Origin of the sequence: Streptomyces sp. cmx-18-6 (assembly GCF_046548915.1) — a bacterium.
In the GTDB taxonomy this organism is placed as follows: domain Bacteria; phylum Actinomycetota; class Actinomycetes; order Streptomycetales; family Streptomycetaceae; genus Streptomyces.
Genome location: NZ_JAEBEP010000009.1, coordinates 75,181 through 96,720 on the forward strand (window position 1 = coordinate 75,181; position 21,540 = coordinate 96,720).

Annotated in this window: 19 protein-coding genes and 1 tRNA gene; 7 read left to right on the forward strand and 13 right to left on the reverse strand. The window is 70.8% G+C overall.

The window, feature by feature from the left end; translation table 11 throughout:
* Window positions 1-31: 31 nt before the first annotated feature.
* Window positions 32-1,438 carry a cystathionine beta-synthase gene (locus ACLJPL_RS21705; protein ID WP_411082538.1) on the reverse strand — a complete coding sequence of 469 codons (1,407 nt, stop codon included), beginning with the start codon at window positions 1,436-1,438 and terminating at the stop codon, window positions 32-34.
* Window positions 1,439-1,748: 310 nt separating this feature from the next.
* Here ACLJPL_RS21705 and ACLJPL_RS21710 point away from each other — a divergent pair, with 310 nt between their 5' ends.
* The 3 genes from ACLJPL_RS21710 (at window position 1,749) to ACLJPL_RS21720 (ending at window position 5,435) form a co-directional block, all read left to right on the forward strand.
* A complete protein-coding gene (locus ACLJPL_RS21710) occupies window positions 1,749-2,759 on the forward strand; it encodes an SGNH/GDSL hydrolase family protein (RefSeq protein WP_411082755.1) in 1,011 nt (336 codons plus the stop codon).
* A gap of 191 nt (window positions 2,760-2,950) precedes the next feature.
* On the forward strand, window positions 2,951-4,171 hold the full coding sequence (locus tag ACLJPL_RS21715; protein ID WP_411082539.1) for an acetyl-CoA C-acetyltransferase: 1,221 nt from the start codon (window positions 2,951-2,953) through the stop codon (window positions 4,169-4,171).
* 376 nt (window positions 4,172-4,547) lie between these two features.
* Window positions 4,548-5,435, forward strand: coding sequence for a hypothetical protein (locus ACLJPL_RS21720; RefSeq protein WP_411082540.1), 888 nt, complete (start codon window positions 4,548-4,550; stop codon window positions 5,433-5,435).
* Window positions 5,436-5,479: 44 nt separating this feature from the next.
* On the opposite strand, the gene ACLJPL_RS21725 is transcribed toward ACLJPL_RS21720, so the two are convergent.
* Window positions 5,480-5,797 carry a hypothetical protein gene (locus ACLJPL_RS21725; RefSeq protein ID WP_411082541.1) on the reverse strand — a complete coding sequence of 106 codons (318 nt, stop codon included), beginning with the start codon at window positions 5,795-5,797 and terminating at the stop codon, window positions 5,480-5,482.
* Window positions 5,798-5,956: 159 nt separating this feature from the next.
* Here ACLJPL_RS21725 and ACLJPL_RS21730 point away from each other — a divergent pair, with 159 nt between their 5' ends.
* Window positions 5,957-6,187 carry a DUF4287 domain-containing protein gene (locus ACLJPL_RS21730; protein WP_411082542.1) on the forward strand — a complete coding sequence of 77 codons (231 nt, stop codon included), beginning with the start codon at window positions 5,957-5,959 and terminating at the stop codon, window positions 6,185-6,187.
* Window positions 6,188-6,309: 122 nt separating this feature from the next.
* On the opposite strand, the gene ACLJPL_RS21735 is transcribed toward ACLJPL_RS21730, so the two are convergent.
* From ACLJPL_RS21735 to ACLJPL_RS21770, 8 genes are all read right to left on the reverse strand, one after another.
* Window positions 6,310-7,191, reverse strand: a complete 882-nt coding sequence (locus ACLJPL_RS21735) for a Bax inhibitor-1/YccA family protein (RefSeq protein WP_411082543.1) — start codon at window positions 7,189-7,191, stop codon at window positions 6,310-6,312.
* A 742-nt stretch (window positions 7,192-7,933) separates the two neighbouring features.
* A complete protein-coding gene (locus ACLJPL_RS21740) occupies window positions 7,934-8,587 on the reverse strand; it encodes a class I SAM-dependent methyltransferase (protein ID WP_411082544.1) in 654 nt (217 codons plus the stop codon).
* 90 nt (window positions 8,588-8,677) lie between these two features.
* A complete protein-coding gene (locus ACLJPL_RS21745) occupies window positions 8,678-9,175 on the reverse strand; it encodes a hypothetical protein (protein WP_411082545.1) in 498 nt (165 codons plus the stop codon).
* Between the two features lie 83 nt (window positions 9,176-9,258).
* Window positions 9,259-10,401: a hypothetical protein gene (locus ACLJPL_RS21750; protein WP_411082546.1), complete on the reverse strand. Its 1,143-nt coding sequence runs from the start codon at window positions 10,399-10,401 to the stop codon at window positions 9,259-9,261.
* Window positions 10,398-11,303: a lactate/malate family dehydrogenase gene (locus tag ACLJPL_RS21755; RefSeq protein ID WP_411082547.1), complete on the reverse strand. Its 906-nt coding sequence runs from the start codon at window positions 11,301-11,303 to the stop codon at window positions 10,398-10,400. The genes ACLJPL_RS21750 and ACLJPL_RS21755 overlap by 4 nt, the downstream gene beginning before the upstream one ends.
* Window positions 11,300-12,475, reverse strand: a complete 1,176-nt coding sequence (locus ACLJPL_RS21760) for a hypothetical protein (RefSeq protein WP_411082548.1) — start codon at window positions 12,473-12,475, stop codon at window positions 11,300-11,302. The genes ACLJPL_RS21755 and ACLJPL_RS21760 overlap by 4 nt, the downstream gene beginning before the upstream one ends.
* A gap of 159 nt (window positions 12,476-12,634) precedes the next feature.
* Window positions 12,635-13,138 (reverse strand): ATP-binding protein, encoded by a 504-nt coding sequence (locus ACLJPL_RS21765; RefSeq protein WP_411082549.1) that lies wholly within the window; start codon window positions 13,136-13,138, stop codon window positions 12,635-12,637.
* Window positions 13,131-13,661 carry a hypothetical protein gene (locus tag ACLJPL_RS21770; RefSeq protein WP_411082550.1) on the reverse strand — a complete coding sequence of 177 codons (531 nt, stop codon included), beginning with the start codon at window positions 13,659-13,661 and terminating at the stop codon, window positions 13,131-13,133. The genes ACLJPL_RS21765 and ACLJPL_RS21770 overlap by 8 nt, the downstream gene beginning before the upstream one ends.
* A 219-nt stretch (window positions 13,662-13,880) precedes the next feature.
* Between ACLJPL_RS21770 and ACLJPL_RS21775 the strand changes: the two genes are divergently transcribed.
* Window positions 13,881-15,185 (forward strand): helix-turn-helix domain-containing protein, encoded by a 1,305-nt coding sequence (locus ACLJPL_RS21775; RefSeq protein WP_411082551.1) that lies wholly within the window; start codon window positions 13,881-13,883, stop codon window positions 15,183-15,185.
* On the opposite strand, the gene cutA is transcribed toward ACLJPL_RS21775, so the two are convergent.
* Both cutA and ACLJPL_RS21785 read right to left on the reverse strand, forming a co-directional pair.
* Window positions 15,182-15,505 (reverse strand): divalent-cation tolerance protein CutA, encoded by a 324-nt coding sequence (cutA, locus tag ACLJPL_RS21780; RefSeq protein ID WP_411082552.1) that lies wholly within the window; start codon window positions 15,503-15,505, stop codon window positions 15,182-15,184. The genes ACLJPL_RS21775 and cutA overlap by 4 nt on opposite strands.
* A 262-nt stretch (window positions 15,506-15,767) precedes the next feature.
* Window positions 15,768-15,850, reverse strand: a tRNA-Leu gene (locus tag ACLJPL_RS21785).
* Between the two features lie 584 nt (window positions 15,851-16,434).
* On the opposite strand from ACLJPL_RS21785, the gene ACLJPL_RS21790 reads away from it, so the two are divergent.
* Both ACLJPL_RS21790 and ACLJPL_RS21795 read left to right on the forward strand, forming a co-directional pair.
* A complete protein-coding gene (locus ACLJPL_RS21790) occupies window positions 16,435-17,205 on the forward strand; it encodes an ABC transporter ATP-binding protein (RefSeq protein ID WP_352239942.1) in 771 nt (256 codons plus the stop codon).
* A gap of 237 nt (window positions 17,206-17,442) precedes the next feature.
* A complete protein-coding gene (locus ACLJPL_RS21795) occupies window positions 17,443-19,977 on the forward strand; it encodes an ABC transporter permease (RefSeq protein ID WP_411082553.1) in 2,535 nt (844 codons plus the stop codon).
* Window positions 19,978-20,111: 134 nt separating this feature from the next.
* Here ACLJPL_RS21795 and ACLJPL_RS21800 read toward each other — a convergent pair whose 3' ends face one another.
* Complete coding sequence (locus ACLJPL_RS21800; RefSeq protein WP_411082554.1) at window positions 20,112-21,455, reverse strand: class I SAM-dependent methyltransferase; 1,344 nt, start codon at window positions 21,453-21,455, stop codon at window positions 20,112-20,114.
* Window positions 21,456-21,540 lie beyond the last annotated feature (85 nt).

Sequence of the window (21,540 nt, forward strand, 5' to 3'; positions counted from 1 at the left end):
CGCGACGCCCCGCCGCCGTCCGGCCCGCCGGTCACGCCTTCGCGGAACCGGCGTCCTTCGCGAGGAACGCCAGCAGGTCCTGCCTGCTCACGACGCCCTTCGGCTTGCCCTCGACCAGCACGATCGCCGCGTCGGCCCCGTCCGCACCGCTGAGCACGGCCATCAGGTCCTCGACCGGTTCGCCGGAGCCGACCTGCGGCAGCGGGGCCGACATGTGCTTCTCCAGCGGGTCGGTGAGCGAGGCGCGCTGGGTGAACAGGGCGTCCAGCAGCTGCCGCTCCACGACGGAGCCGATGACCTCGGCCGCCATCACGTCGGGGTGCCCTGCCCCCGGCTTCACGATCGGCATCTGGGAGACGCCGTACTCGCGCAGCACCTCGATCGCCTCGCCGACCGTCTCCTCCGGGTGCATGTGGACGAGGGAGGGCAGCGGGCCCTCCTTGAAGTCCAGCACCGCGCCGACCTGGGCGGAGGGGCCCGTGTCCTCAAGGAAGCCGTAGTCGGCCATCCACTCGTCGTTGAAAATCTTGCTCAGATAGCCGCGGCCGCTGTCGGGCAGCAGCACCACCACGACGTCGTCCGGGCCGAGCCGCTTGGCGACCTCCAGGGCCCCGACGACCGCCATGCCGCAGGAGCCGCCGACGAGCAGGCCCTCCTCCTTGGCCAGGCGGCGGGTCATCTGGAAGGTGTCCTTGTCGGAGACCGCGACGATCTCGTCGGTGACGCTCGCGTCGTAGGCGGAGGGCCAGAAGTCCTCGCCGACGCCCTCGACCAGGTACGGACGCCCGGAGCCGCCGGAGTAGACCGAGCCCTCCGGGTCGGCGCCGATGACCTGGACGGCGCCGTTGCTGATCTCCTTGAGGTAGCGCCCGGTGCCGCTGATCGTGCCGCCGGTGCCGACGCCCGTGACGAAGTGGGTGATCTTCCCCTCCGTCTGCTCCCACAGCTCGGGACCGGTGGTCTCGTAGTGCGAGCGCGGGTTGTTCGGGTTGGAGTACTGGTCGGGCTTCCAGGCCCCCGGCGTCTCGGCGACCAGCCGGTCGGAGACGTTGTAGTACGAGTCCGGGTGCTCGGGGTCGACGGCGGTGGGGCAGACGACGACCTCAGCGCCGTACGCGCGCAGCACGTTGATCTTGTCCGTGGACACCTTGTCCGGGCAGACGAAGATGCACTTGTAGCCCTTCTGCTGGGCGACGATGGCGAGGCCGACGCCCGTGTTGCCGCTGGTCGGCTCGACGATCGTGCCGCCGGGCTCGAGCTCGCCGCTCTGCTCGGCCGCCTCGATCATGCGCAGCGCGATGCGGTCCTTGACCGACCCGCCGGGGTTGAAGTACTCGACCTTGGCCAGGACGGTCGCCTGGATGCCTGCCGTGACGTTGCGCAGCCTCACCAGCGGGGTGTTGCCGACAAGAGTGATCAGCGAATCGTGGAATTGCACCGTGTACTCCGGGATCTCCGAGATGGTCCGGCCAAGGGTATGCGTACGGGACGGACTATGCGTACGGAGTGATCCGCCCCGGCCGTACGGGCGGGGTCCGCGCCCCTGACGTACGGCGGCGTCCGCCCTGGCCGGGGGCCTGGGACGGGCCGGGCACGGCCGGTGTGCGCGGCGTGCGGGCCGCGATATTACGGAGCGTACGGGCCCGGAAACGCTGTGGGCGATTGAGCGACGCTCATGGCGGGGCAGGTAGGTAGGTGTACGGCTGTACGGCGAGGAGGAGGTGGACCGGACTGTGTCGAGAGCAAGGGTGGCACGGCGGATCGCGGCGGGCGCGGCCTACGGCGGTGGCAGCATCGGACTGATCGGTGCGGCGGCCGTGGGCGTGTTCCTGGCGGAGGTCCAGCTCGCGAAGAGGCAGGTGGGCGGCAATACGGCACCGGTCCCGCCGAGCGCGGACGGACGGTACGGGGTGGCGTTCGCCGGCCCGAACGATCCGTTGCGGCTCGGCATGCTCGGGGATTCGACGGCGGCGGGCCAGGGGGTGCGGCGGACCGGGCAGACCCCTGGGGCGCTGCTCGCCTCGGGGCTCGCGGCGGTGGCCGAGCGGCCGGTGGACCTGCGGAACGTGGCCCTGCCGGGGGCCAGGTCGGACGATCTGGAGCGGCAGGTCTCGCTGCTGCTGGCGGACCCGGCCCGCACCCCGGACGTCTGCGTGATCATGATCGGGGCGAACGACGTCACCCATCGGATGCCCGCCACCCAGTCGGTGCGCTGTCTGACGACGGCGGTGCGCAGGCTGCGGACGGCGGGGGCGGAGGTGGTCGTCGGCACCTGCCCGGACCTGGGCACGATCGAGCCGGTGTACCAGCCGCTGCGCTGGCTGGCCCGGCGGGTGAGCCGGCAGCTGGCGGCGGCGCAGACGATCGGTTCGGTGGAGCAGGGCGGGCGGACGGTGTCGCTGGGCGACCTGCTGGGCCCGGAGTTCGCGGCGAACCCGCGCGAGCTGTTCGGGCCGGACAACTACCACCCCTCGGCCGAGGGGTACGCGACGGCGGCGATGGCGGTGCTGCCCACGCTCTGCGCGGTGCTGGGACTGTGGCCGGAGTCGGACCGGCTGGACGGCTCGCGCCGCGAGGACATCCTCCCGGTGGCCAAGGCCGCCTCCCAGGCGGCCCGCGAGGCCGGTACGGAGGTCACGGGGGCTCGCGCTCCCTGGGCCCTCCTCAAGCACCGCAGGCGGCGGCGCCTGCCCGCCGCCACGGAGACGGAACCGGCGACGCCCCATCCGCACCCGGACGCGGCGCACGGACGCACATAGGAGGACCCGGGCGCGGACAGGGGCCCGGCGGCCCGGCAGGTCGACTGAGCAAGCGCTTAGAAAAGAGTCCCGCATCACACGGCCTGCCGGGTGACCCCGGCGATACGTCCGGGTAACTTCCAAGGGGATTCGCCTGTCCACCCGAGTCCACCCCAGTCCACACAGCCTTCCAGCCCTCATGGAGCCGCGTGATGCCCGAAGCCGTGATCGTCTCTGCCGCCCGTTCGCCGATCGGCCGCGCCTTCAAGGGGTCCCTCAAGGACCTGCGCGCGGACGACCTGACCGCCACGATCATCCAGACCGCGCTGGCCAAGGTTCCCGAGCTGGACCCGAAGGACATCGACGACCTGATGCTGGGCTGCGGTCTGCCCGGGGGCGAGCAGGGCAACAACCTGGGCCGCATCATCGCCGTACAGATGGGGATGGACCACCTTCCCGGCTGTACGGTCACCCGCTACTGCTCCTCCTCGCTCCAGACCAGCCGGATGGCGCTGCACGCGATCAAGGCGGGCGAGGGCGACGTCTTCATCTCGGCGGGCGTGGAGATGGTGTCCCGCTTCACCAAGGGCAACTCCGACAGCCTGCCGGACACGCACAACCCGCTCTTCGCCGACGCCGAGGCCCGCACCGCCGCCCGCGCCGAGGAGTCCGGCGCGAGCTGGCACGACCCGCGCGAGGACGGCGTCGTCCCGGACGCGTACATCTCGATGGGGCAGACGGCGGAGAACCTGGCCCGGACCAAGGGCGTCACCCGCCAGGACATGGACGAGTTCGGCGTACGGTCGCAGAACCTCGCCGAGGAAGCCCTGAAGAACGGCTTCTGGGAGCGGGAGATCACCCCGGTCACCACCCCGGACGGCACGGTCGTCTCCAAGGACGACGGCCCGCGCGCGGGCGTCACGCTGGAGGGCGTCCAGGGCCTGAAGCCGGTCTTCCGCCCGGACGGCCTGGTCACCGCGGGCAACTGCTGCCCGCTCAACGACGGCGCGGCCGCCCTGGTGATCATGTCCGACACCAAGGCGCGGGAGCTGGGCCTGACCCCGCTGGCCCGGATCGTCTCCACCGGCGTTTCCGGCCTCTCCCCCGAGATCATGGGTTACGGTCCGGTCGAGGCCAGCAAGCAGGCGCTGAAGCGGGCCGGCCTGACCATCGACGACATCGACCTCGCCGAGATCAACGAGGCGTTCGCCGCCCAGGTCATCCCCTCCTACCGGGACCTCGGCATCCCGCTGGAGAAGGTCAACGTCAACGGCGGCGCGATCGCGGTCGGCCACCCCTTCGGCATGACGGGCGCCCGCATCACCGGCACGCTGATCAACAGCCTCCAGTTCCACGACAAGCAGTTCGGCCTGGAGACGATGTGCGTGGGCGGCGGCCAGGGCATGGCGATGGTGATCGAGCGGCTGAGCTGAGCCGCAGCGGAGGGTAGGGGTCGCGCGAGGCACGAGCGCGGCACCTGCCCGCAGCGGAGGCGAAGCCCAGCGCGACCACCGGCACGAGCGGCTGAGCCGAGCCGCAGGGGCTTCCCGTCCGGGCCGCAGGGCCTCCCTCGCCGCAGGGCCCGCGAATCCCGTCGAGCCCCGACCGTGACCGAATCTCCCCCAGGATGTGATCTGCGTCCCGGGGGAGAGTCGTTTCCCCAGGTCACAGGCAATATGGCGGTAAACCCAGGACCGAAAGACCTGTCCATTTCGTGACGTAATGCACTGACAGCCGGTACGGGTACAGGCCAAGCTGATGTAGGAAGTCGGGGGTGTCGATTGAAACCGGGAGTTGTCAGTGAGCGCCATGTCATTTGCCCTGTTGCTGACCACCGCCGCTGCCACAGGCGTCGGCGCCGCCGCGCTGCATGCCGCTCACGGGCTGCGCAAGCAGGTCGCGGCCCTGCGCGCGGAGCTGGCCGAGGGCCGCGACCTCGCTGCGTCGGTGCCACCGCAGAGCCGTAGTACCGCCACCCCCGTCGAGGAGATACGCGCGGCCGTGGCCGACGCGCTCGCCGAGGAGCGGGAGCGCGAGCTGGCGGAGGCGCGGGCCTTCTGGGCCGCCCAGGAAGCCCGGGACGCGGCGGACGCCCCCTCCCTGCTGGGCGGGCTGCCCGGCCTGGGCGAGGACACCCCGTTCTACCTTCCCCGCCAGGCCGACTTCGCCGGTCTGGAGTCGATGGACCTGGAAGCGGCCGAGGCGATGGAGGAGCTGGCGGGGCTGAGCGAGCGGGCGCTCGCGGAGCACGAGGCCGTTGAGTTCGCCGGCGAGTTCACGGACCTGCCGGAGGGCGTGGAGACCGCGGAGTTCCCCGAGGACTCCCCCGAGCTGGCCGCGGCCCGCCGCCGCCACCCCTCGCACCCGGACTTCGTCCCCGTACAGACGCCTGTGGTCACCGACCACGAGCGCACCGTGAGCCGTCTGGAGGAGCTGGCCGACCTGGCCACCGAGCTCACCGACGTGCGCCCGGGCCCGCTGGGGACGCTCGATGTGTACGTCTTCGCCGACGGCACCACGCTCTGTATGACGCCCGGCCACCGCGAGACGGCCGAACGGCTCGCCGACGCGCTGCGGGCGGGCCGGCAGCCGGTCCTGCTGGGCGGCTCGGGGGTCTCCGGCGCGTACGCGCTGACCTTCTCCTGCGGCGAGGACAACGTGTACATCCTCGCGGACCGGGTCATCGCCTCGTTCTGACGGTCCTGCCCACGGGCGCGGGCCGGGTCCACACCCCACAGGCCCTACGCGAAAGCCCGCGCCGACGCTCCCTCGACGTACCGCACGGCCTCGTCCAGCTCCCCGGGCGGGGCCGTTACCAGTGCCACGGCCAGATCCCGCCCGGCGACGGCGAGTTGGTCGCCCACCGCGAACATCCCCACGTCCGGCAGCACCCGGGGCTCGGTCCCGGGGCTCTCCACGCGCTGGGCCCGTACGGCGAGTTCACGGGCCGCGGCCAGCGCTTCGGCGGCCGCACCGCGCTGGAGGCGGCTCTGCGGGGCCGAGCGCAGCCGGTCGGCGAATCGGTCCACGGCCAGGATCAGGGGCGTCGTATCGAGCACGGGCCCGACCCTACGCGCCCGCTCCGCCCAGCCGCCACGCGCCTTTCCCCGCGCTCACCCCGCGCCCCCGAGCGCCCCTGCCCGCATGGTTGCCAACGGGCGAACGCTCAGGCACGGTGTCGGGAAGGAACAGCAACGCGCACTGCGTCGGAGGCGCCGATGTCGCATGTCTTCTCCGAAGAAACCCATCGCAACCTGCTCTCCCGGATCCCTCAATGCACCGGTCGTGAGATCTCCGACTGGCTCCGGACCGTCGACGAAGGACCCTCCCTCGTCCGCTTCGAGGAAAAGGTCAGCTGGCTGCGCGGGGAGCACGAACTCGCCTACGGCCACGCCAAGGCGATCATCCACGAGCACGACCTCAGGCGGGCCGCCCGCAAGCTGCTCTGACCCGCGGACCGCGCACCTACGCCCCTACGCCCCCTACGCCCCTGGTGAACGCGGAACGGCCCGCAGGCGCGATGCCTGCGGGCCGTTCCGATGGCGCTTGCCGGATACCGGTGGGGTCCCGGTCAGTCGTCGCCGCTGAGGATGGCGACCACGCGCAGCATCTCGATGTAGATCCACACCAGGGTCACGGTGAGGCCGAACGCGGCCAGCCATGCCTCCTCGCGCGGAGCGCCGTACGCGATGCCGTCCTCGACCTGCTTGAAGTTGAGGGCCAGGATGCACGCGCCGATGACGATGGCCACGATGCCGAAGATGACGCCGAGCGCACCGCTGCGGAAGCCGAGGCCGTCGCCGCCGCCGAAGACGGCGAACAGCAGGTTGACCATCATCAGCAGCATGAAGCCGATGGCGGCGGCCATCACGAAGCCGTAGAAGCGGCGCGTGACCCGGATCAGACCGGTGCGGTAGGCGATCAGCACACCGGCGAAGACCGCCATCGTGCCGAGCACCGCCTGCATCGCGGCGCCGGGGGCGACGTAGACGCTGACGATGTTGCTGACGATGCCGAGGAAGACACCCTCGAACGCCGCGTACGTCAGGATCAGCGGCGGCGAGGGCCGGCGCTTGAACGAGTTCACCAGCGACAGCACGAAGCCGATGATCGCGGCGCCGATGGCGACGCCGTAGGCGCTGCCCAGGTTCGCCTGGTCGACCGGCATGACCCACCAGGCGATGGCGGCGGTCACGATCACGGTGCCGAGCGTCATCGCCGTACGCGTCACCACGTCGTCGATGGTCATCGCGTCGGTGCGCGCGGGCGCGGGTGCGCCGGGCTGGACGCCCTGTGCGTAAGGGTTGGTGGCGTACGGGTTAGCGGCGGTGCCCTGCGCGAACGGGTTGGCTCCCGTCGTGGCGGCCCCGGCCTGCGGCGCCGCGTTGAAGCCCGCGTGGCCGTTGTCGCGGCTGAACCCCCGTCGCGAGAAGACCGGGTTGCTGCTCCTCATCTCACTCCTCCATGGCCACACTGCGTGGCCTCGCGACAAGAGTAATGGGTAGGCAAAAGAATCACCCTAGTGCCTGGGGAGGATCTTTATCACCGCTGCCCGTACGGACCGGGGAATCCCCACCCCACGGGGGCCTGAGCCGCATCCGCCCGACACCACCGGGAAGGGCCGTCCGGGTCACATCCGTCCGCGCTGCCGTGCCTGCACCCCGTAATGACCGGTCACGCCCCGTGAGGAGCGTGGTGCCCGGAGCCGGACTCGAACCGGCACCGGAACCCCCTTTGACCTGCAACGATCTGCTGGTCTGCGAAAACACCCCCGCATCTTCCCGGATTCTCCCGGATCTTCCCGCATCGGCGCGCAGCCGTGTTCCCGCGGGAACACGGCTGCGCGCCCTCCTGGAAAAAGCGGTGGGCCCGGCAGTCTCCTGCCGGGCCCACTAGCGGTTCCGTGTCTCTACTTGCGGAGCATGGACCGGACCGCCCTCGCCGCCCCTCGCGGGTACAGCGGGTCACTGCGGCGACTCGGCGATTTGGCCGATCCCGTTCGTATTTAACGTGCCCCCGCGCGCCATGACTAGGCCAAACCCGTAATCCAGCGGCAGATCGCCCCAACGTCACCTGTTCGTGTTTCCAACTCTTGCATCCGAATCGATCGGCAGGAACCACTCTCCCGGAACGCGATCACGCTCGGCGGGGCGTCGGGACTCAAATGCACTTCCCGGGAGCAGCCGGGCGCAGTGTCAGCGGCGAGCGGTCACCAGGAGCGTGCCGATGTGCCCGGCCGTCGGGGCGTCGAGGACCCGCGCGTCGACGTCCCGGAACCCCGCGGCCTCCAGGAGCTCGGTCCAGCCGCGCGGCGTGTAGCTGTACCGGTAGGTGTACATCGCCCTGCCGGCGAACCCGCCCTTGTACATGCCCTGCGGCCCGTACGCCCCGGGGATCGCCGGAGGGTGGGAGAACGCGAACACCCCGCCTGGCCGGAGCCGCTCGGCGACGAGCGGGAGCAGCCGGGCCGGGTCGGTGAACCACGCCGCCCCGAAGATCGAATAGACGGCGTCGTACGTCTCGGTGTCCGTGGCGAGCGTCTCCAGCACCTCGCCACAGACGAAGTCGGCCCCGGTGCCGGCCCACCGCTCCGTCACCTTCTTCACCATCACCGGGGACAGGTCGATGCCCGTCGCCCTGATCCCGCGCCCGGCGAGCAGGGCGAGCGCCCGGCCGGTGCCGCACCCGAGCTCCAGCGCCGACCCTGGATCGCCAAGGACCTCTGGCCCCGGGCCGTGCCCGGCGTACTGCGTCCAGCAGAAGGTGGGTTCCATGTCGTCCTGGAACGCGCTGCCGGCGTAGGTGTCCCAGAGCTCGGTCTCGGCTGCGATGTCGTGGTCTACGGGCACGGCGCCTCTCTCAGTAGGTGACGGGGAAGGCCCCTGCCCTCCATGCGAGAGGAGAGGACAGGGGCCAGCGTAGGGGGCGCGAGCCCCGGATCAGTGGCTGTCGGGAACCTTGCTGTCGCAGGGCGAGCAGGTCGCCCCGTCGATCGCCCACAGCTCCTCGTCGACCTCCCAGCCGTCGGCCGCGAGGAAGTCCGCGGTACGCAGGCACAGGCCGTCAGAACGCCGCTGGATGAACGGCGCGTGATGCTTGTACCGGCCGCCGTTGTGGACCTTGCAGAGCGCGAAGCAGACCGGGGTGTCGAGGATCAGCTGGTGCACCCCGATGTCGACGAGCTTGCCGACGCCCAGGTGCACGTCGGGGTTCTCCATCGCGCACACGGAGTACGCCACGGCCTGGCCGAGGATCCTCTCCGCCATGCTCCGGACCATCGTCTGGTCCCGCAGGAGCAGAGCGATCTCCCGCTCCCACAGGGGGCCGCCGTCCATGACGTTGACCGTGAGGTGCTCGATGTGTGGCGCCAGTGCGTTGAGGATCTGTTCCGGGTCGCTGGTACGGGCGAGGGTGGGCGGCTGAACTGCGATGGTCATCCTGTCCTCCGTCGTTCGTCGAGTCGTGCGATGGAACCCCTCACCCCGGCCGACCGGGGTGAGGGAGCTTTGTCGGCCGGGCGTCAGATCGCCTCTGCGGCCTTCCGGAGCGCGGCGACACTGGCCGGCACGTCGTGGCTCAGGCGGACCCGCAGGTGCGGCATCTTTGCCAGGCGCACCGACACCTCGTCGCGGGCGCTGAGCCGACCGCCTCCGTCGACGCCGCCCGCCAGCTCGAAGATGTCCGGGTACCGGTCCTCCGTGGCGCCCGACATGAAGTCGTCCTCTCCGAGCGCGAGCGCCTGGCCGCCGTCGACGATGCCGGGCGAACCGTCGGCCTCGACCCGGGGGAAGAGGAGTCCGGCCGCACGGCCGCCCGTGGCGAGCTGGACGCCGAACAACGGCGTGAACTGGTCCGGGAACACCTGGACCTTCCGCTCCCTCCGCTTGCCGTCCTCCCAGAGCGGTGTGAAGTCACCGGCGAGGAGGGCCTCCGTCACGCTGTCGTGCTGCGTCGGATGGAAGGTCCCGCCCTCCTGCAGGTGGCCGCGCGCCGCCGCCCCCCAGCCGAGGGAGTCGACCAGGCCGAGACCGAGAGCAGCGGCCGACGGCCACGGCACCACCTCGACGTCCCGCTCCCCGGTCGGCCGGACCAGCACCCTGTCGTTCGCGAGCAACTGCCATCCGGCCGATGCGAGCAGGAGCGCGGTCGTCGTCTTGCCCGCCCCCTTGCCGCCGAACGAGAGGAGCGTCGCTCCGTCCTCCGGGCGTACGACGGCCGACGCGTGCAGGACCGCCCACCCGTCCCGCAGCAGCTGCCCCCGTACCACCTCGCGGGCCAGGCGCGCGGCAGCCAACGCCAGCTCCATCACGCCGACGCCGGACAGCTCAAGGCGACCGGTGGACGCGGTGTAGCGGTACACAATCGACTCGTCCGGCGATGTCGCGACGATGTCCTCGCCGTCCCGGGCCACCAGCATCCGGTGCCGCGCGTACTCCACCTCTTCGGTATGCCGGCCGTCGTGGACCTGGAGGGTCAGCTCCGCGTACTCGGTGGGGTCGACGGCCGCGACGACGACTGGGCCCGCGCACACCGACGAGGCTTCGACCGCAGACGCGGCCCACCACGGGCCGAAGTATCGCCGCGCCCAGTCCGTTACTTCGGTCCGATTGCTCAGGACGGTGACGGCCGCCGAAGCGGCCTGAAGGCGGGTGGCGCTGATCATGCTGGGATCCTTTCGGTAGGTGCAGGCAGATGGGTGTAGGCGTCTCGGAGGCTGCTCGCGGCCGAGTCCAGAGAGAGACGCTCGTAGCGGGTGAGCGGCGGACAGCACGGGACCGGCACGCCCCCGGTGAATGCGATCGGGATGCCCAGCCACACGTCCCCGTACGGCACAGACAGCTCCTCAACGCCGTCGACAAGGCCGAGGGTTTTACGGAGCGTGGAGACGACCGCACCGGCCGGGCCGCACCGGGTACGGCCTATCCCCGCCCGGATCAGGGCCGGGCGCTCCTGGAGCCCTTCCACGACCGCACGGGCCCGACCCTCGACCGGCAGCCCGTCGACGGTCGTCGACGACAGGCAGGGAACAGCGCGGTCGCCGTGTTCCCCGATCACATGGCCGCTCACCCGGTCCGGGGAGACCCGGGCGTACCGGGCGAGGAGCAGCCGGTACCGGGCGGAGTCGAGATTCGACCCGATCCCGTAGACCCGGGCGCACCCCGACACCTCAGCGAACCGGCGGGCCATCAGGTCGACCGGGTTCGTGACGACGAGGACGCTGCCCTCGTACCCGCGCAGCTCCCGGGCGATAGCGCCAAGGGCGGGGGCGTTCGCGGTGGCACCGCCACGGCGTATGTCCTCGACCGCAGTGTTCGTGAAGTCAGTGCGCAGCGCCACCACCACGGCGTCGCACCCACGGAGATCCGCGACCTCCCCGACCTCGATCCGAGTACGCGACCGTACGGACAGCGCCATGTCCTCCAGGTCTGCGGCCAAGGCGCTCGCCTGCTCCGTCCGCCTCGACGCGACGACGAGCTGCCCCGGCAGCCCGACGGATACCAGCGCGGCCGCGAGGACCTGGCCGACCGCCCCCGCGCCGACGACGCCGATCACCGGGCCGGTCACCGCAGGTCCAGGGCGGTGTGCTCGACCTCGTGGAAGACGGCATCCAGCAGACTCAGCCCGGACGCCGATCCGACCAGGAGGCCGCTCACCCGTTCCACGACGGCCGCGATGCGACGCGCCTGCGACACAAGCACCTGCTGCTTGCCCGTCAGCGGCAGCTCAGCGGGCGCACTCAAGCACGTGCTCAGGATGTTCACCGTGTCCATCAGCCACAGGACCATGACCTCCCGCAGCCGCTCTGCCCGATCGCGCGGGCGCAGGCCCTGGCCGTACCGGCTCAGCGCCGACAGCACGCCCTCCGTGATCTGCCGCTCCGCGCGCAGCTCGTGATGGCACAGGCCCAGGAGAAGCGTCCGCCCGAAGAGTTTCGCCACATCCGGCTCCGGACCGGCCGACCACTGGAGAGCCGGATCGATGTACGTCAACCGGGGGCCGGTCAGGTAGACATGCTCCGGCTTCAGATCCCCGAACACCGCGGCCCGCTGACGGGGCCGGATCGCGCCCGTGAGCCGCAGCAGTCGGCGGACCGCGTTGCCGAGCAGATCGACGACCGCAGCGCGATCGTCCTTGAGTGGCTGCCTGTCTTGCCCCAGGGCAGCGACGTACCGAGCCGCATCCGGGCCCCGGAACTTCCTGGCGAAGACGTCCATGATGCTGCGCTCCGCGATCGGCCAGGACCGCCGCAGATACCCCGCCCCCGCCTCGCAGTGCAGCTCTCCCAAGCACAGCAGCACCGAGTTGAGTAGGGCCTCGGTGTCCCAAGGGTGCTCGGCCAGCTCCTCCGCGACCGTCTTCCCCGCCACCGCCCGCGTGAAGAGGACACCGCCGCTCAGCCCTATCGGCTCGCAGACCCGCGGGCGGCCGAGCTGCTGCAGAAACTCCAGATGCTGATACTCCCGCCGCGTAACGAGGTCGGCGGATCGCACATAGGGTTCCTGCGCTTCCTGCACGTCCGCCCACGCCCCCCGCGCGCCGCGCAGGATCGACACGAGCGACGAGCTCAGCCAGGAGTATTTGGCGTACAACTCCTGCCCATCCACTTGGACTTGGCAGACGTACGACGTCACGCCTGGGCACTGCGGGCCGAGGACCGCGCCCCGACCCGGCCACAGGTCCTCTGCCGCCTGGGCGATAGCCCGACGACTCGCCTCGAACAGCAGGGGCGCGGACACCGCCGTCTCCCTGCTCGTGGTCAGTGTCATCAACCGTCTCCTTCTAGATGTCGGCCGCGCACGGCGCAGCCGGGTCAGGTCGAGTTCTGGAAGATGCCGAGACAGATGGCGGTGAGGAGTGAGGTCAGGGCCACGCAGTACAGGACCTGCGCGGTGCGCTCACTCATCGGGCTGGCCCAGCTCGGCCCACACGCACTTTCCCCACGGCAACGGCTGGACGCCCCACCGGCCGCCGCTCAGCGTCGCCACGATGTCCAGGCCCCGCCCGGACTCCTGATCGTCAGCAGCCGAGCACGCTGTTGGCCTGTCGCGCGACAGGTCCACCACAGCGACCCTGACCCGGCCCTCCCCGAGTCGTATCGCGGTCACTCGGACAGAGTTCCGCCGGGCATGCAGCACGGCGTTCGTCAGCAGCTCGCTCACGACCAGCTCGGCATCGTCCTGCACGTCCTCCAGCCCCCACACATCCAGGGCGAGGCGCACAAGGCGCCGCGCACTGTGCACGGAGGCGGCGACCCTCGGCAGCGTCTCGGTGTACGCGGGCATCGGCCCCGCTCCGGTCTCGACCATCACGAGCGCTCCGATCCGTCTGAATGAGCGTCGGCGAACGGCCGTGGGAGAAAACACCACGGGCGCGGCCACCGGAATCAGCGTTTCAAGCACCGGGACCACCCTTGGCGCCCCCGGTGGTACCCGTCCCCCGCATCACCAGAGCGGCGAGCAGGTCCGGGTCACACAGCAGCCAGGGGCCGTCCAGCGGGACCACCCACCACGGACGGCCGGCACGCTCCGGCCGCACGGCCTCCGGTGCGGGCACCTCCAGCAAGGCCCGACGGTGATGTCGGATCGAACCCCTCACCGCCCACACCAGGGCCACGGACGCCGGGACGAGCGCCGTGTAGGCACCCTCCCGCCCGAACCCCTCTTCGCTGTAGAAGACGGGTCCGTCGACGTCAACCAGGGGCGCGCTCTCGATCGGGCTCTCCGCGTCGAGCGCAGCATGAACCACGCTGGCGCGGATCACGACCGCACCGAACAGGGCACCGGGCCTCAGCCAGGCCGAGCCGGATTCGTCCCAGCTGGCCCGCGCCTCCTGGAGGGTCGTGGCCGCCCCCAGTAGCCAGTGCCCACCCGCGAGCCGCTGCTCGCGCCCGAGTGCGACGGTCTCGCCAGTCAGATCATGCATCGCAGCAACTCCGGTACGGAGCCGTGGGTACGCTCAAGCACGGCGACTCCTAGTCAGTCGTCGCCCCGGGGCAAGCGGCGGTCACCGCTCCCGGGGCCTTGCCGTCCGAGAGTGCATTTCTGCCGAATACCGCGCCTGCCCACGGTGGGTATACCCATCATGGGTACACCCCGTGGAACTCCCTCCCGCACAGTGGGGAGGAGCAGGCAGGAGAGCCGCATGACCTACCAGCCGCCGACAGCTCTGCCGCGCGACGTCATCGACCAGGAGGACGTACACCGCGCGCTGGTAGCCCACGACTTCGGGACCGTCTTCCGCCTCGCGCGCGAACGTGCCGGCATCTCGTACTCCAGGTTCGCCACGGAGTGCGACATCAAGCCGAACCGCGTCGGAGAGCTCGCAAGGGGCATCGGCCAGATCACGACGTTCGAGAAGATCGTCCAGATCGCCGATGCCTTACGCGTCCCTGGTCACGTGCTCGGCCTGGCCGACCGCCCGTGGGAAACGGACTCTCCTGGACACACAGAAGAGACGGGATACCCGCACATGCGACGCCGAACGATTCTCCAGGCCGCCACCGCCACCGGCCTCGCCGCAGCTCTGCCCTCCCTCCACCAGCCGGTGCCACCCCACCGCATCACCCTGGCCTACGTGGAGCAACTCCGCGCCCGCGCCGCCCGCCTCCGCCGCCTCGACATCGTCCTCGGAGGAGGCGACACCCACCGGGTGTACCTCGCAGAGGTCCAGCACACGAAGTCGCTGCTGCGCGACGCCGTCTTCACCGGCGACTCCCGCCAGAAGCTCACCGGCCTTCTGGCCGAGCAAGCCCAGCAAGCCGGGTGGGCAGCCTTTGACAGTGGCCGGGCCCGGGAGGCCAGGAGCCTGTACGAGGAGAGCCGGACGCACGCCCGCGATGCCCACGACGACGACCTCTACGGCAACGCCCTGGCCTTCCTCGCATATCAGGAACTTTCCGACGACCGGAGGGCCGCCGTCTCCGTCGCGCAAGCCTCCTGCGCCACGATCACCCCCAACACACCGTCCACCGTCCGCGCGCTGCTATACGAGCGTCTGGCATGGGCCTGCGCCATCGATGGCCAAGTTGCCAGCACCGAGCGCGCACTCGACGACGCCCGCGACGCCCTCGCCACCGCCGAGGAAGATGAGCCGCAACCAGACTGGTCAGCCTGGGTCGACTACACCGAACTGGAGATCATGACGGGCCGATGCTGGACGGAACTCAACCGCCCCCTGCGCGCCGTGCCCGTCCTCACACGGGCACTCGGCCGGTACTCCGACGACAACGCGAGGGACAAGTCCCTCTACCTGTCCTGGCTCGCACAGGCATACCTGACCGCCGGGGAGGTAGAGGAGGCCGCACGGCACGTCAGCCGCGCAGCCACTCTCGCCTACGGGGTCGCATCGCAGCGCCCCGCACAACGGCTCACACCGCTGATCACTCACCTACGCCCGCACGCCGGCATCGGAGCCGTCCGTGAACTCCTGGACCGCGCCGCCGTCTAGGACGGATCCATTGACTTTCGCACCCACTCAATGCACCGGTCAGCGCCCAGGATGATGGGCACGGCGCACACCTCAGGGTTGTCCCAAGGGTGCTTAGCGAGCAGGTAGTTCTCCAGCTCCGGGTACCGGTCCTTCGTCGTCTTGAGGAGCAACTGCCACTCCTCACCCGTGCCCTGCTCGCCCAGGTGCCAGAAGACGCTGACGACGGGGCCCACCACCTGGGCCCCGGCCGCGAGGCGCTGCTCGACGGCACCGGCCGCCAGAGCGACCGCCTGATCACGCGTCTCCGTCGCCGTCGATACCTGCACGCATTCAGTCATGACCGTGAGCCTACGAGCCCAGCGCCCGGCGTAGACCGCTTTCGCGTAGGTCCGAGGAACAGCAGCCCCAGCCGGACGGCACCCGTGACGGGTCACCGCTCCGGCCCTCCACCACGCCGGCCGCTCCCGGCCCCGTTCTCCACTGAATCGACGGCGGTCATGCACGAACCGTGACCATGGTGCGCCGGTCGTGCGCCACGGACGAAAACGCTACCCGGGGTAGCGCTGTGTTTCCGCTGGTCACTGGCTGTACTCGTACGAGTGCCCGGAGCCGGACTCGAACCGGCACGCCCCCGAGGGGCAGCGAGGTTTAAGCTCGCCGTGTCTACGTTCCACCATCCGGGCGTGCCGCGCGGCTCCGCGTTGGCAACTGACCCTATCCAAGGGCGTCCCCCGATCAGCGGAACAGTGGCGCGATGTTGTCCTATTTTATTGACCGCTTGAGGGACCGTCAGCACATCAGGACGGCCTCACCACGCGCCCGCACCGGATACCGCCAGGTAGGACGCGGGACGTGATTGACGGAAAGTCGCCGCACCCGTACGGCCCAATGCGCCAGGTGTGCGCCACGCCTCGCCAGGGGGTGCGCCACCCTCGGGGGGCCGGGTGCGCGGTGAGGCCCTCATTCCGCCCGGGCACGGGGCCGGCGCCTTGGTCGAGCGGTCGTCACCGTGTGCGACCGGTCCACCCTGGAGATGCCCCGTCAGGGTCGGTGTCATACCCGAGGAGGACGCCTCCACCCCTGTGGTGCGACTCAAGGGGGCCACCGGAACGGGCATCGGGAGTGACGACCCGGGGCGATCGGGACGTGACGATGGAGTAGTCCCCGAGGTGCTGACGTCAGCAGCGCCGACGCCAGCGGCACCGGCTTCGGCGCGGGCCGCGTCACCCCCGTATGCATCCGCATCACCCGAACCAGGAGCGTCCCTGTGACCACCACCCCCACCGTTCACCGCGCCACCGCGGTGGCTGCCCGCGCCACGGAGCTGTCGAAGGTCTACGGCGAGGGTGAGACGCAGGTCGTCGCCCTGGACCGGGTGACCGTGGACTTCCCGCAGGGCGAGTTCACCGCGATCATGGGCCCCTCGGGTTCCGGCAAGTCGACGCTGATGCACTGCGTCGCCGGACTCGACAGCTTCAGCAGCGGTTCGGTGCGCATCGGCGACACCGAGCTCTCCACCCTGAAGGACAAGCAGCTCACGCAGTTGCGCCGGGACAAGATCGGCTTCATCTTCCAGGCGTTCAACCTGTTGCCGACGCTCACCGCCCTGGAGAACATCACCCTGCCGATGGACATCGCGGGCCGTAAGCCCGACGCAGCGTGGCTCCAGAAGGTCATCGACATGGTCGGCCTCTCGGAGCGGCTGAAGCACCGGCCGACCGAGCTCTCCGGCGGGCAGCAGCAGCGCGTCGCCGTGGCCCGCGCCCTGGCCTCGCAGCCCGAGATCATCTTCGGTGACGAGCCGACCGGGAACCTGGACTCCCGCTCCGGCGCCGAGGTCCTCGGCTTCCTGCGCAACTCGGTGCGCGAGCTGGGCCAGACCGTGGTGATGGTGACCCACGACCCGGTCGCCGCCTCCTACGCGGACCGGGTCATCTTCCTCGCGGACGGCGCGGTCGTCGACCAGATGATGCACCCGACCGCCGATGGGGTCCTCGACCGGATGAAGGCGTTCGACGCGAAGGGCCGCACCAGCTGAGGCGCGTGACCGGCCGCCCCGAACGGACGCCGCACAGACGCCGCGTACGCAGACGCCCCGTACGGCCGCCGCACAGCTGACGCGCACGGCCCCCGTCGCGCAGCTGACGCGTACGACCGCCGTGCCCGCCTCCGCGCCCCGGCCGCCGCACCCCTGACGCCGGCGGCCCGCCGCACCCGGCCGCCGCACCCCCGCGTCCCCGCCCCCCTTCCGGAACTCATCCCAGGACACACAGACATGTTCCGTACCGCCCTGCGCAATGTGCTCGCGCACAAGGCCAGGCTGCTGATGACCGTGCTCGCCGTCATGCTCGGCGTAGCGTTCGTCTCCGGCACCCTCGTCTTCACCGACACCCTCGGCAACGCCTTCCGCAACCAGTCCGCCAAGAGCTACGACGACGTCGCCGTCGCCGTGGAGACGTACGCCGGCGGGCGCGACGACAAGACCCCCGGCATCGACGACGCCGTCCTGGAGAAGATCCGCGGCCTGGACGGCGTGGCCTCCGCCACCGGCCGGGTCTCCGGTTTCGCCGGGGTCGCGGACCCGGACGGCAAGCTCATCGGCAACGGCTGGTCCAACACCGGCGCCAACTTCGCCCCCGGCAAGGACGGCAAGGACTCCGCGTACGACTTCACCGAGGGCGGCGGCCCCGTGAAGGGCGGCTCGGTCGCGCTCGACGAGGACACCGCGTCCAAGGGCAAGTACCGCGTCGGCGACCCCGTGCGGGTCGCCACCAACGGCCCGGTGAAGGAGTACACCCTCACCGGTGTCTTCACCACCGAGGACGGCGCGGTCAACGCGGGCGGCAGCCTCGTGCTGTTCGACACCGCGTCCGCCCAGAAGCTCTACCTGAAGCCCGGCGTCTTCCAGAACGCCACCGTGGCCGCCGCCCCCGGCGTCTCCGACCAGAAGCTGCTGGACGCGATCACTCCGCTGCTGCCGCAGGACGCCACCGCGCAGACCGGCAAGGCGCTCGCGGACGAGCAGGCGAAGCAGATCGAGAGCGGTCTCACCGGCCTCAACACCGTCCTGCTGGTCTTCGCGGGCATCGCCCTGTTCGTCGGCATCTTCCTCATCGCCAACACCTTCACGATGCTGGTCGCCCAGCGCACCCGTGAGCTGGCCCTGATGCGGGCCATCGGCGCGTCCCGCCGCCAGGTCAAGCGCTCCGTGCTGATCGAGGCCGGCGTCGTCGGAACGCTCGCCTCCGTCATCGGCTTCGCCGTCGGCCTCGGCCTCGCCATCGCCCTGCGCTCCGGGATGGGCCTCCTGGGCGGCAAGATCCCGGCCGGTCCGCTGGTCGTCTCGCCCACCGCGGTCGCCTCCGCCTTCGCCGTGGGCATCCTGATCACCGTGCTGGCCGCCTGGCTGCCCTCCCGCCGGGCCGCGAAGATCGCCCCGGTCGCGGCGATGAGCAGCGTGCACGCCACCGCCTCCGTCAAGTCCCTCGTCGTACGGAACTCCCTCGGCGGCGCCATCGCCCTGCTGGGTGCGGTGGGCATCGTCGGCGGCGCGGCGACCGGCGGGGCGAACGGCAGGTACCTGGTCGCGGGCGGCGCCTTCTTCGCCCTGATCGGCATCATCATCCTGATCCCGCTGCTCTCCCGCCCGGTCATCGCCCTGGTGCGGCCGGCGCTGTCGAAGCTGTTCGGCGTCTCCGGGAAGCTGGCCTCGCAGAACGCGGTCCGCAACCCCCGCCGCACCGGAGCCACCGCCTCCGCCCTGGCCATCGGGCTGACCCTGGTCACCGGCATCTCGGTGCTCGGCGTCACCCTCGGCCAGGCCATCGACAAGATGACCACGGACCACATCAAGGCCGACTACATGGTCACGATGGCCAGTGGCGACTCGCTCGACGAGTCGGCGCTCACCGCCCTGGCGAAGGCGGACGGCGTCTCGGCGCTCTCCCCCCAGCAGGCGGCCTGGTTCGAGGTCGACGGGGAGCACTTCTCGGCCTCCGGCGTCACCCCGGGCGACGTGGAGAAGGTCTTCTCCCTGGACACCGTCTCCGGTTCGCTGGCCTCGCTGAAGGAAGGCCAGGTCGCGGTCGGCTCCAAGACCGCGAAGTCGAACGGCTGGAAGACCGGCGACACCCTGCCGGTGAAGTTCGACGACGAGAAGAAGGGCGAGCTGACGATCGGGGCGCTCTACAAGGAGAACGAGTTCCTGTCGCCCTTCGTGATCCCCAAGGAGCTGGCGGACAAGCACAGCGCCTCCTCCCGCCCCGAGATCCGCGAGATCTGGATCAAGTCGGACGGCGGCGCGAGCTCGGCCAACGAGCGGGCCATCGTGGACGCGCTCGGCGACAACCCGGCCATGAGCGTCATGGACCGGCAGGACATCCGCGACATGTTCGGCGGCGTCATCAACACCGCGCTGAACATCATGTACGGGCTGCTCGCCATGGCCCTGCTGATCGCCGTCCTCGGGGTCGTCAACACCCTCGCGATGTCGGTGTTCGAGCGCCAGCAGGAGATCGGCATGCTGCGGGCGATCGGCCTCGACCGAGCTCGCGTCAAGCGCATGATCCGCCTGGAGGCCGTCGTCATCTCGGTCTTCGGCGCGGTGATCGGGGTCGGCCTCGGCGTCTTCCTCGGCTGGGCGATCGGCCAGACCCTGTCCGCCGACATCCCCGGCTACGCCCTGGTCATCCCGTGGGACCGGCTCGCGCTCTTCCTCGCCCTGGCCGGCCTGGTGGGCGTCCTCGCCTCGCTGTGGCCCGCCCGCAGCGCCGCGAAGCTCAACATGCTGACGGCGATCAAGACGGAGTAGCCGAAGGGAGCGGGACGAGGGACGAGGGGACGACGAGGGGCCGGTGCACCGCTGGAGAGCGGAGCACCGGCCCCTCGCCCGTACCGGAGGCATCCGTACCGGAGGCATCCGTACCGAAGGCGTACGCGTACGGGTCAGCCGCCCGCCCGCTCCGTCCAGGCCCGTGTGCGCAGCGGCAGCCGGGAGCCGCCGCCCTCCAGCGGGCGTACCGCGAGGATCTGGTTGACGCCGATCCGGTTGCGTTCGAAGGAGAGCGCGGAGGCGGCCATGTACAGCCGCCAGACCCTGGCCCGGCCCGGGGACGTGGCCCGTACCGCCTGCTCCCAGTGGCGCTCCAGGTTGGCCACCCAGCGGCGCAGGGTCAGCGCGTAGTGCTCGCGGATGGCCTCGACGTCGCGGGCCTCGAACCCGGCCTCCTCCAGGGTGGACAAGGTGCGGCCCAGCGGCGCGAGTTCGCCGTCCGGGAAGACGTAGGAGTCGATGAACGCGTCGATGCGGTAGGCGTCCTCGTCCTTCTCGGGGCGACGGGCGATCTGATGGTTCAGCAGCCGTCCGCCGGGCTTCAGGAGGGCGAAGAGGTCGTCGGCGTACTCGCGGTAGCGGACCGAGCCGACGTGTTCGGCCATCCCGATCGAGGAGATCGCGTCGTACGGTCCGGGTGGGACATCCCCTGTTCGAGCGGAGCCGGGAGCCTGGGGAAGGACGTCGCGGTAGTCCTGGACGCGGATCTCGATCCGGTCGGTCAGGCCCTCCTCCGCGATGCGTTTCCTGGCGTGGGCGGCCTGTTCCTGGGAGAGGGTGATGCCGGTGACCTGCGCCCCGTACTCCCGGGCGGCGTGGATGGCCATGGAGCCCCAGCCGCAGCCGACGTCCAGGAGGCGGTCGCCCTCCTTCAGGGCGAGCTTGCGGCAGACCAGGTCGAGCTTGTCGCGCTGGGCGTCCTCCAGGGTCGCGCCGTCCTGCCAGTAGGCGCAGGAGTAGACCATGGACGGGCCGAGGACCAGGGCGTAGAAGTCGTTGCCGACGTCGTAGTGGTGGCTGATGACCTCCTTGTCCCGCCGTCTGGTGTGCAGCGGGCCGGTGCGGCGGCGGACCTCCTCGGCGGGCGGGGCGGGCGGCGGCCAGGGGCCCGCCAGGTGGAGGAGCCCGCGGGCGAAGGCGCGTACGGCGGGGTCGCGGACCGGGTGGACGGCGTCCTTGGCCTCCGCGCCCCGGTCCCACAGGAGCCCGGCGATCCGGTCGAGCACTTCGTACAGATCACCGTCGACATCGATCTCCCCCGCGACCCAGGCGCGGGCGAGGCCCAGTTCGCCGGGCTTCCACAGGAGTCTGCGCAGGGCTCTGCGGTGGCGGATCACGAGGACGGGCGCGCCGGGCGGACCCGATTCGCTGCCGTCCCAGGCCCGGATGCGGACCGGTAGGGGTTCCGCGAGCAACTCTTCGGCGAGAGCGGTCAGCCGCGATGCGGCGTCTGCCATGGCGCACACCTCCGTGGTGTTTCCCGACAAGCACGACATGCACAACAAACAGAACGAGTACAAGCACGCATACGGGTGCGAGTGC

What these genes read in the sequence shown, in the direction of transcription:
- ACLJPL_RS21715 (WP_411082539.1), top strand. Translation starts at nt 2,951, where the DNA reads ATGCCCGAAGCCGTGATCGTCTCTGCCGCCCGTTCGCCGATCGGCCGC.
- ACLJPL_RS21720 (WP_411082540.1), top strand. Translation starts at nt 4,548, where the DNA reads ATGTCATTTGCCCTGTTGCTGACCACCGCCGCTGCCACAGGCGTCGGC.
- ACLJPL_RS21730 (WP_411082542.1), top strand. Translation starts at nt 5,957, where the DNA reads ATGTCGCATGTCTTCTCCGAAGAAACCCATCGCAACCTGCTCTCCCGG.
- ACLJPL_RS21735 (WP_411082543.1), bottom strand. Translation starts at nt 7,191, where the DNA reads ATGAGGAGCAGCAACCCGGTCTTCTCGCGACGGGGGTTCAGCCGCGAC.
- ACLJPL_RS21745 (WP_411082545.1), bottom strand. Translation starts at nt 9,175, where the DNA reads ATGACCATCGCAGTTCAGCCGCCCACCCTCGCCCGTACCAGCGACCCG.
- ACLJPL_RS21750 (WP_411082546.1), bottom strand. Translation starts at nt 10,401, where the DNA reads ATGATCAGCGCCACCCGCCTTCAGGCCGCTTCGGCGGCCGTCACCGTC.
- ACLJPL_RS21770 (WP_411082550.1), bottom strand. Translation starts at nt 13,661, where the DNA reads ATGCATGATCTGACTGGCGAGACCGTCGCACTCGGGCGCGAGCAGCGG.
- ACLJPL_RS21775 (WP_411082551.1), top strand. Translation starts at nt 13,881, where the DNA reads ATGACCTACCAGCCGCCGACAGCTCTGCCGCGCGACGTCATCGACCAG.
- cutA (WP_411082552.1), bottom strand. Translation starts at nt 15,505, where the DNA reads ATGACTGAATGCGTGCAGGTATCGACGGCGACGGAGACGCGTGATCAG.
- ACLJPL_RS21795 (WP_411082553.1), top strand. Translation starts at nt 17,443, where the DNA reads ATGTTCCGTACCGCCCTGCGCAATGTGCTCGCGCACAAGGCCAGGCTG.
- ACLJPL_RS21800 (WP_411082554.1), bottom strand. Translation starts at nt 21,455, where the DNA reads ATGGCAGACGCCGCATCGCGGCTGACCGCTCTCGCCGAAGAGTTGCTC.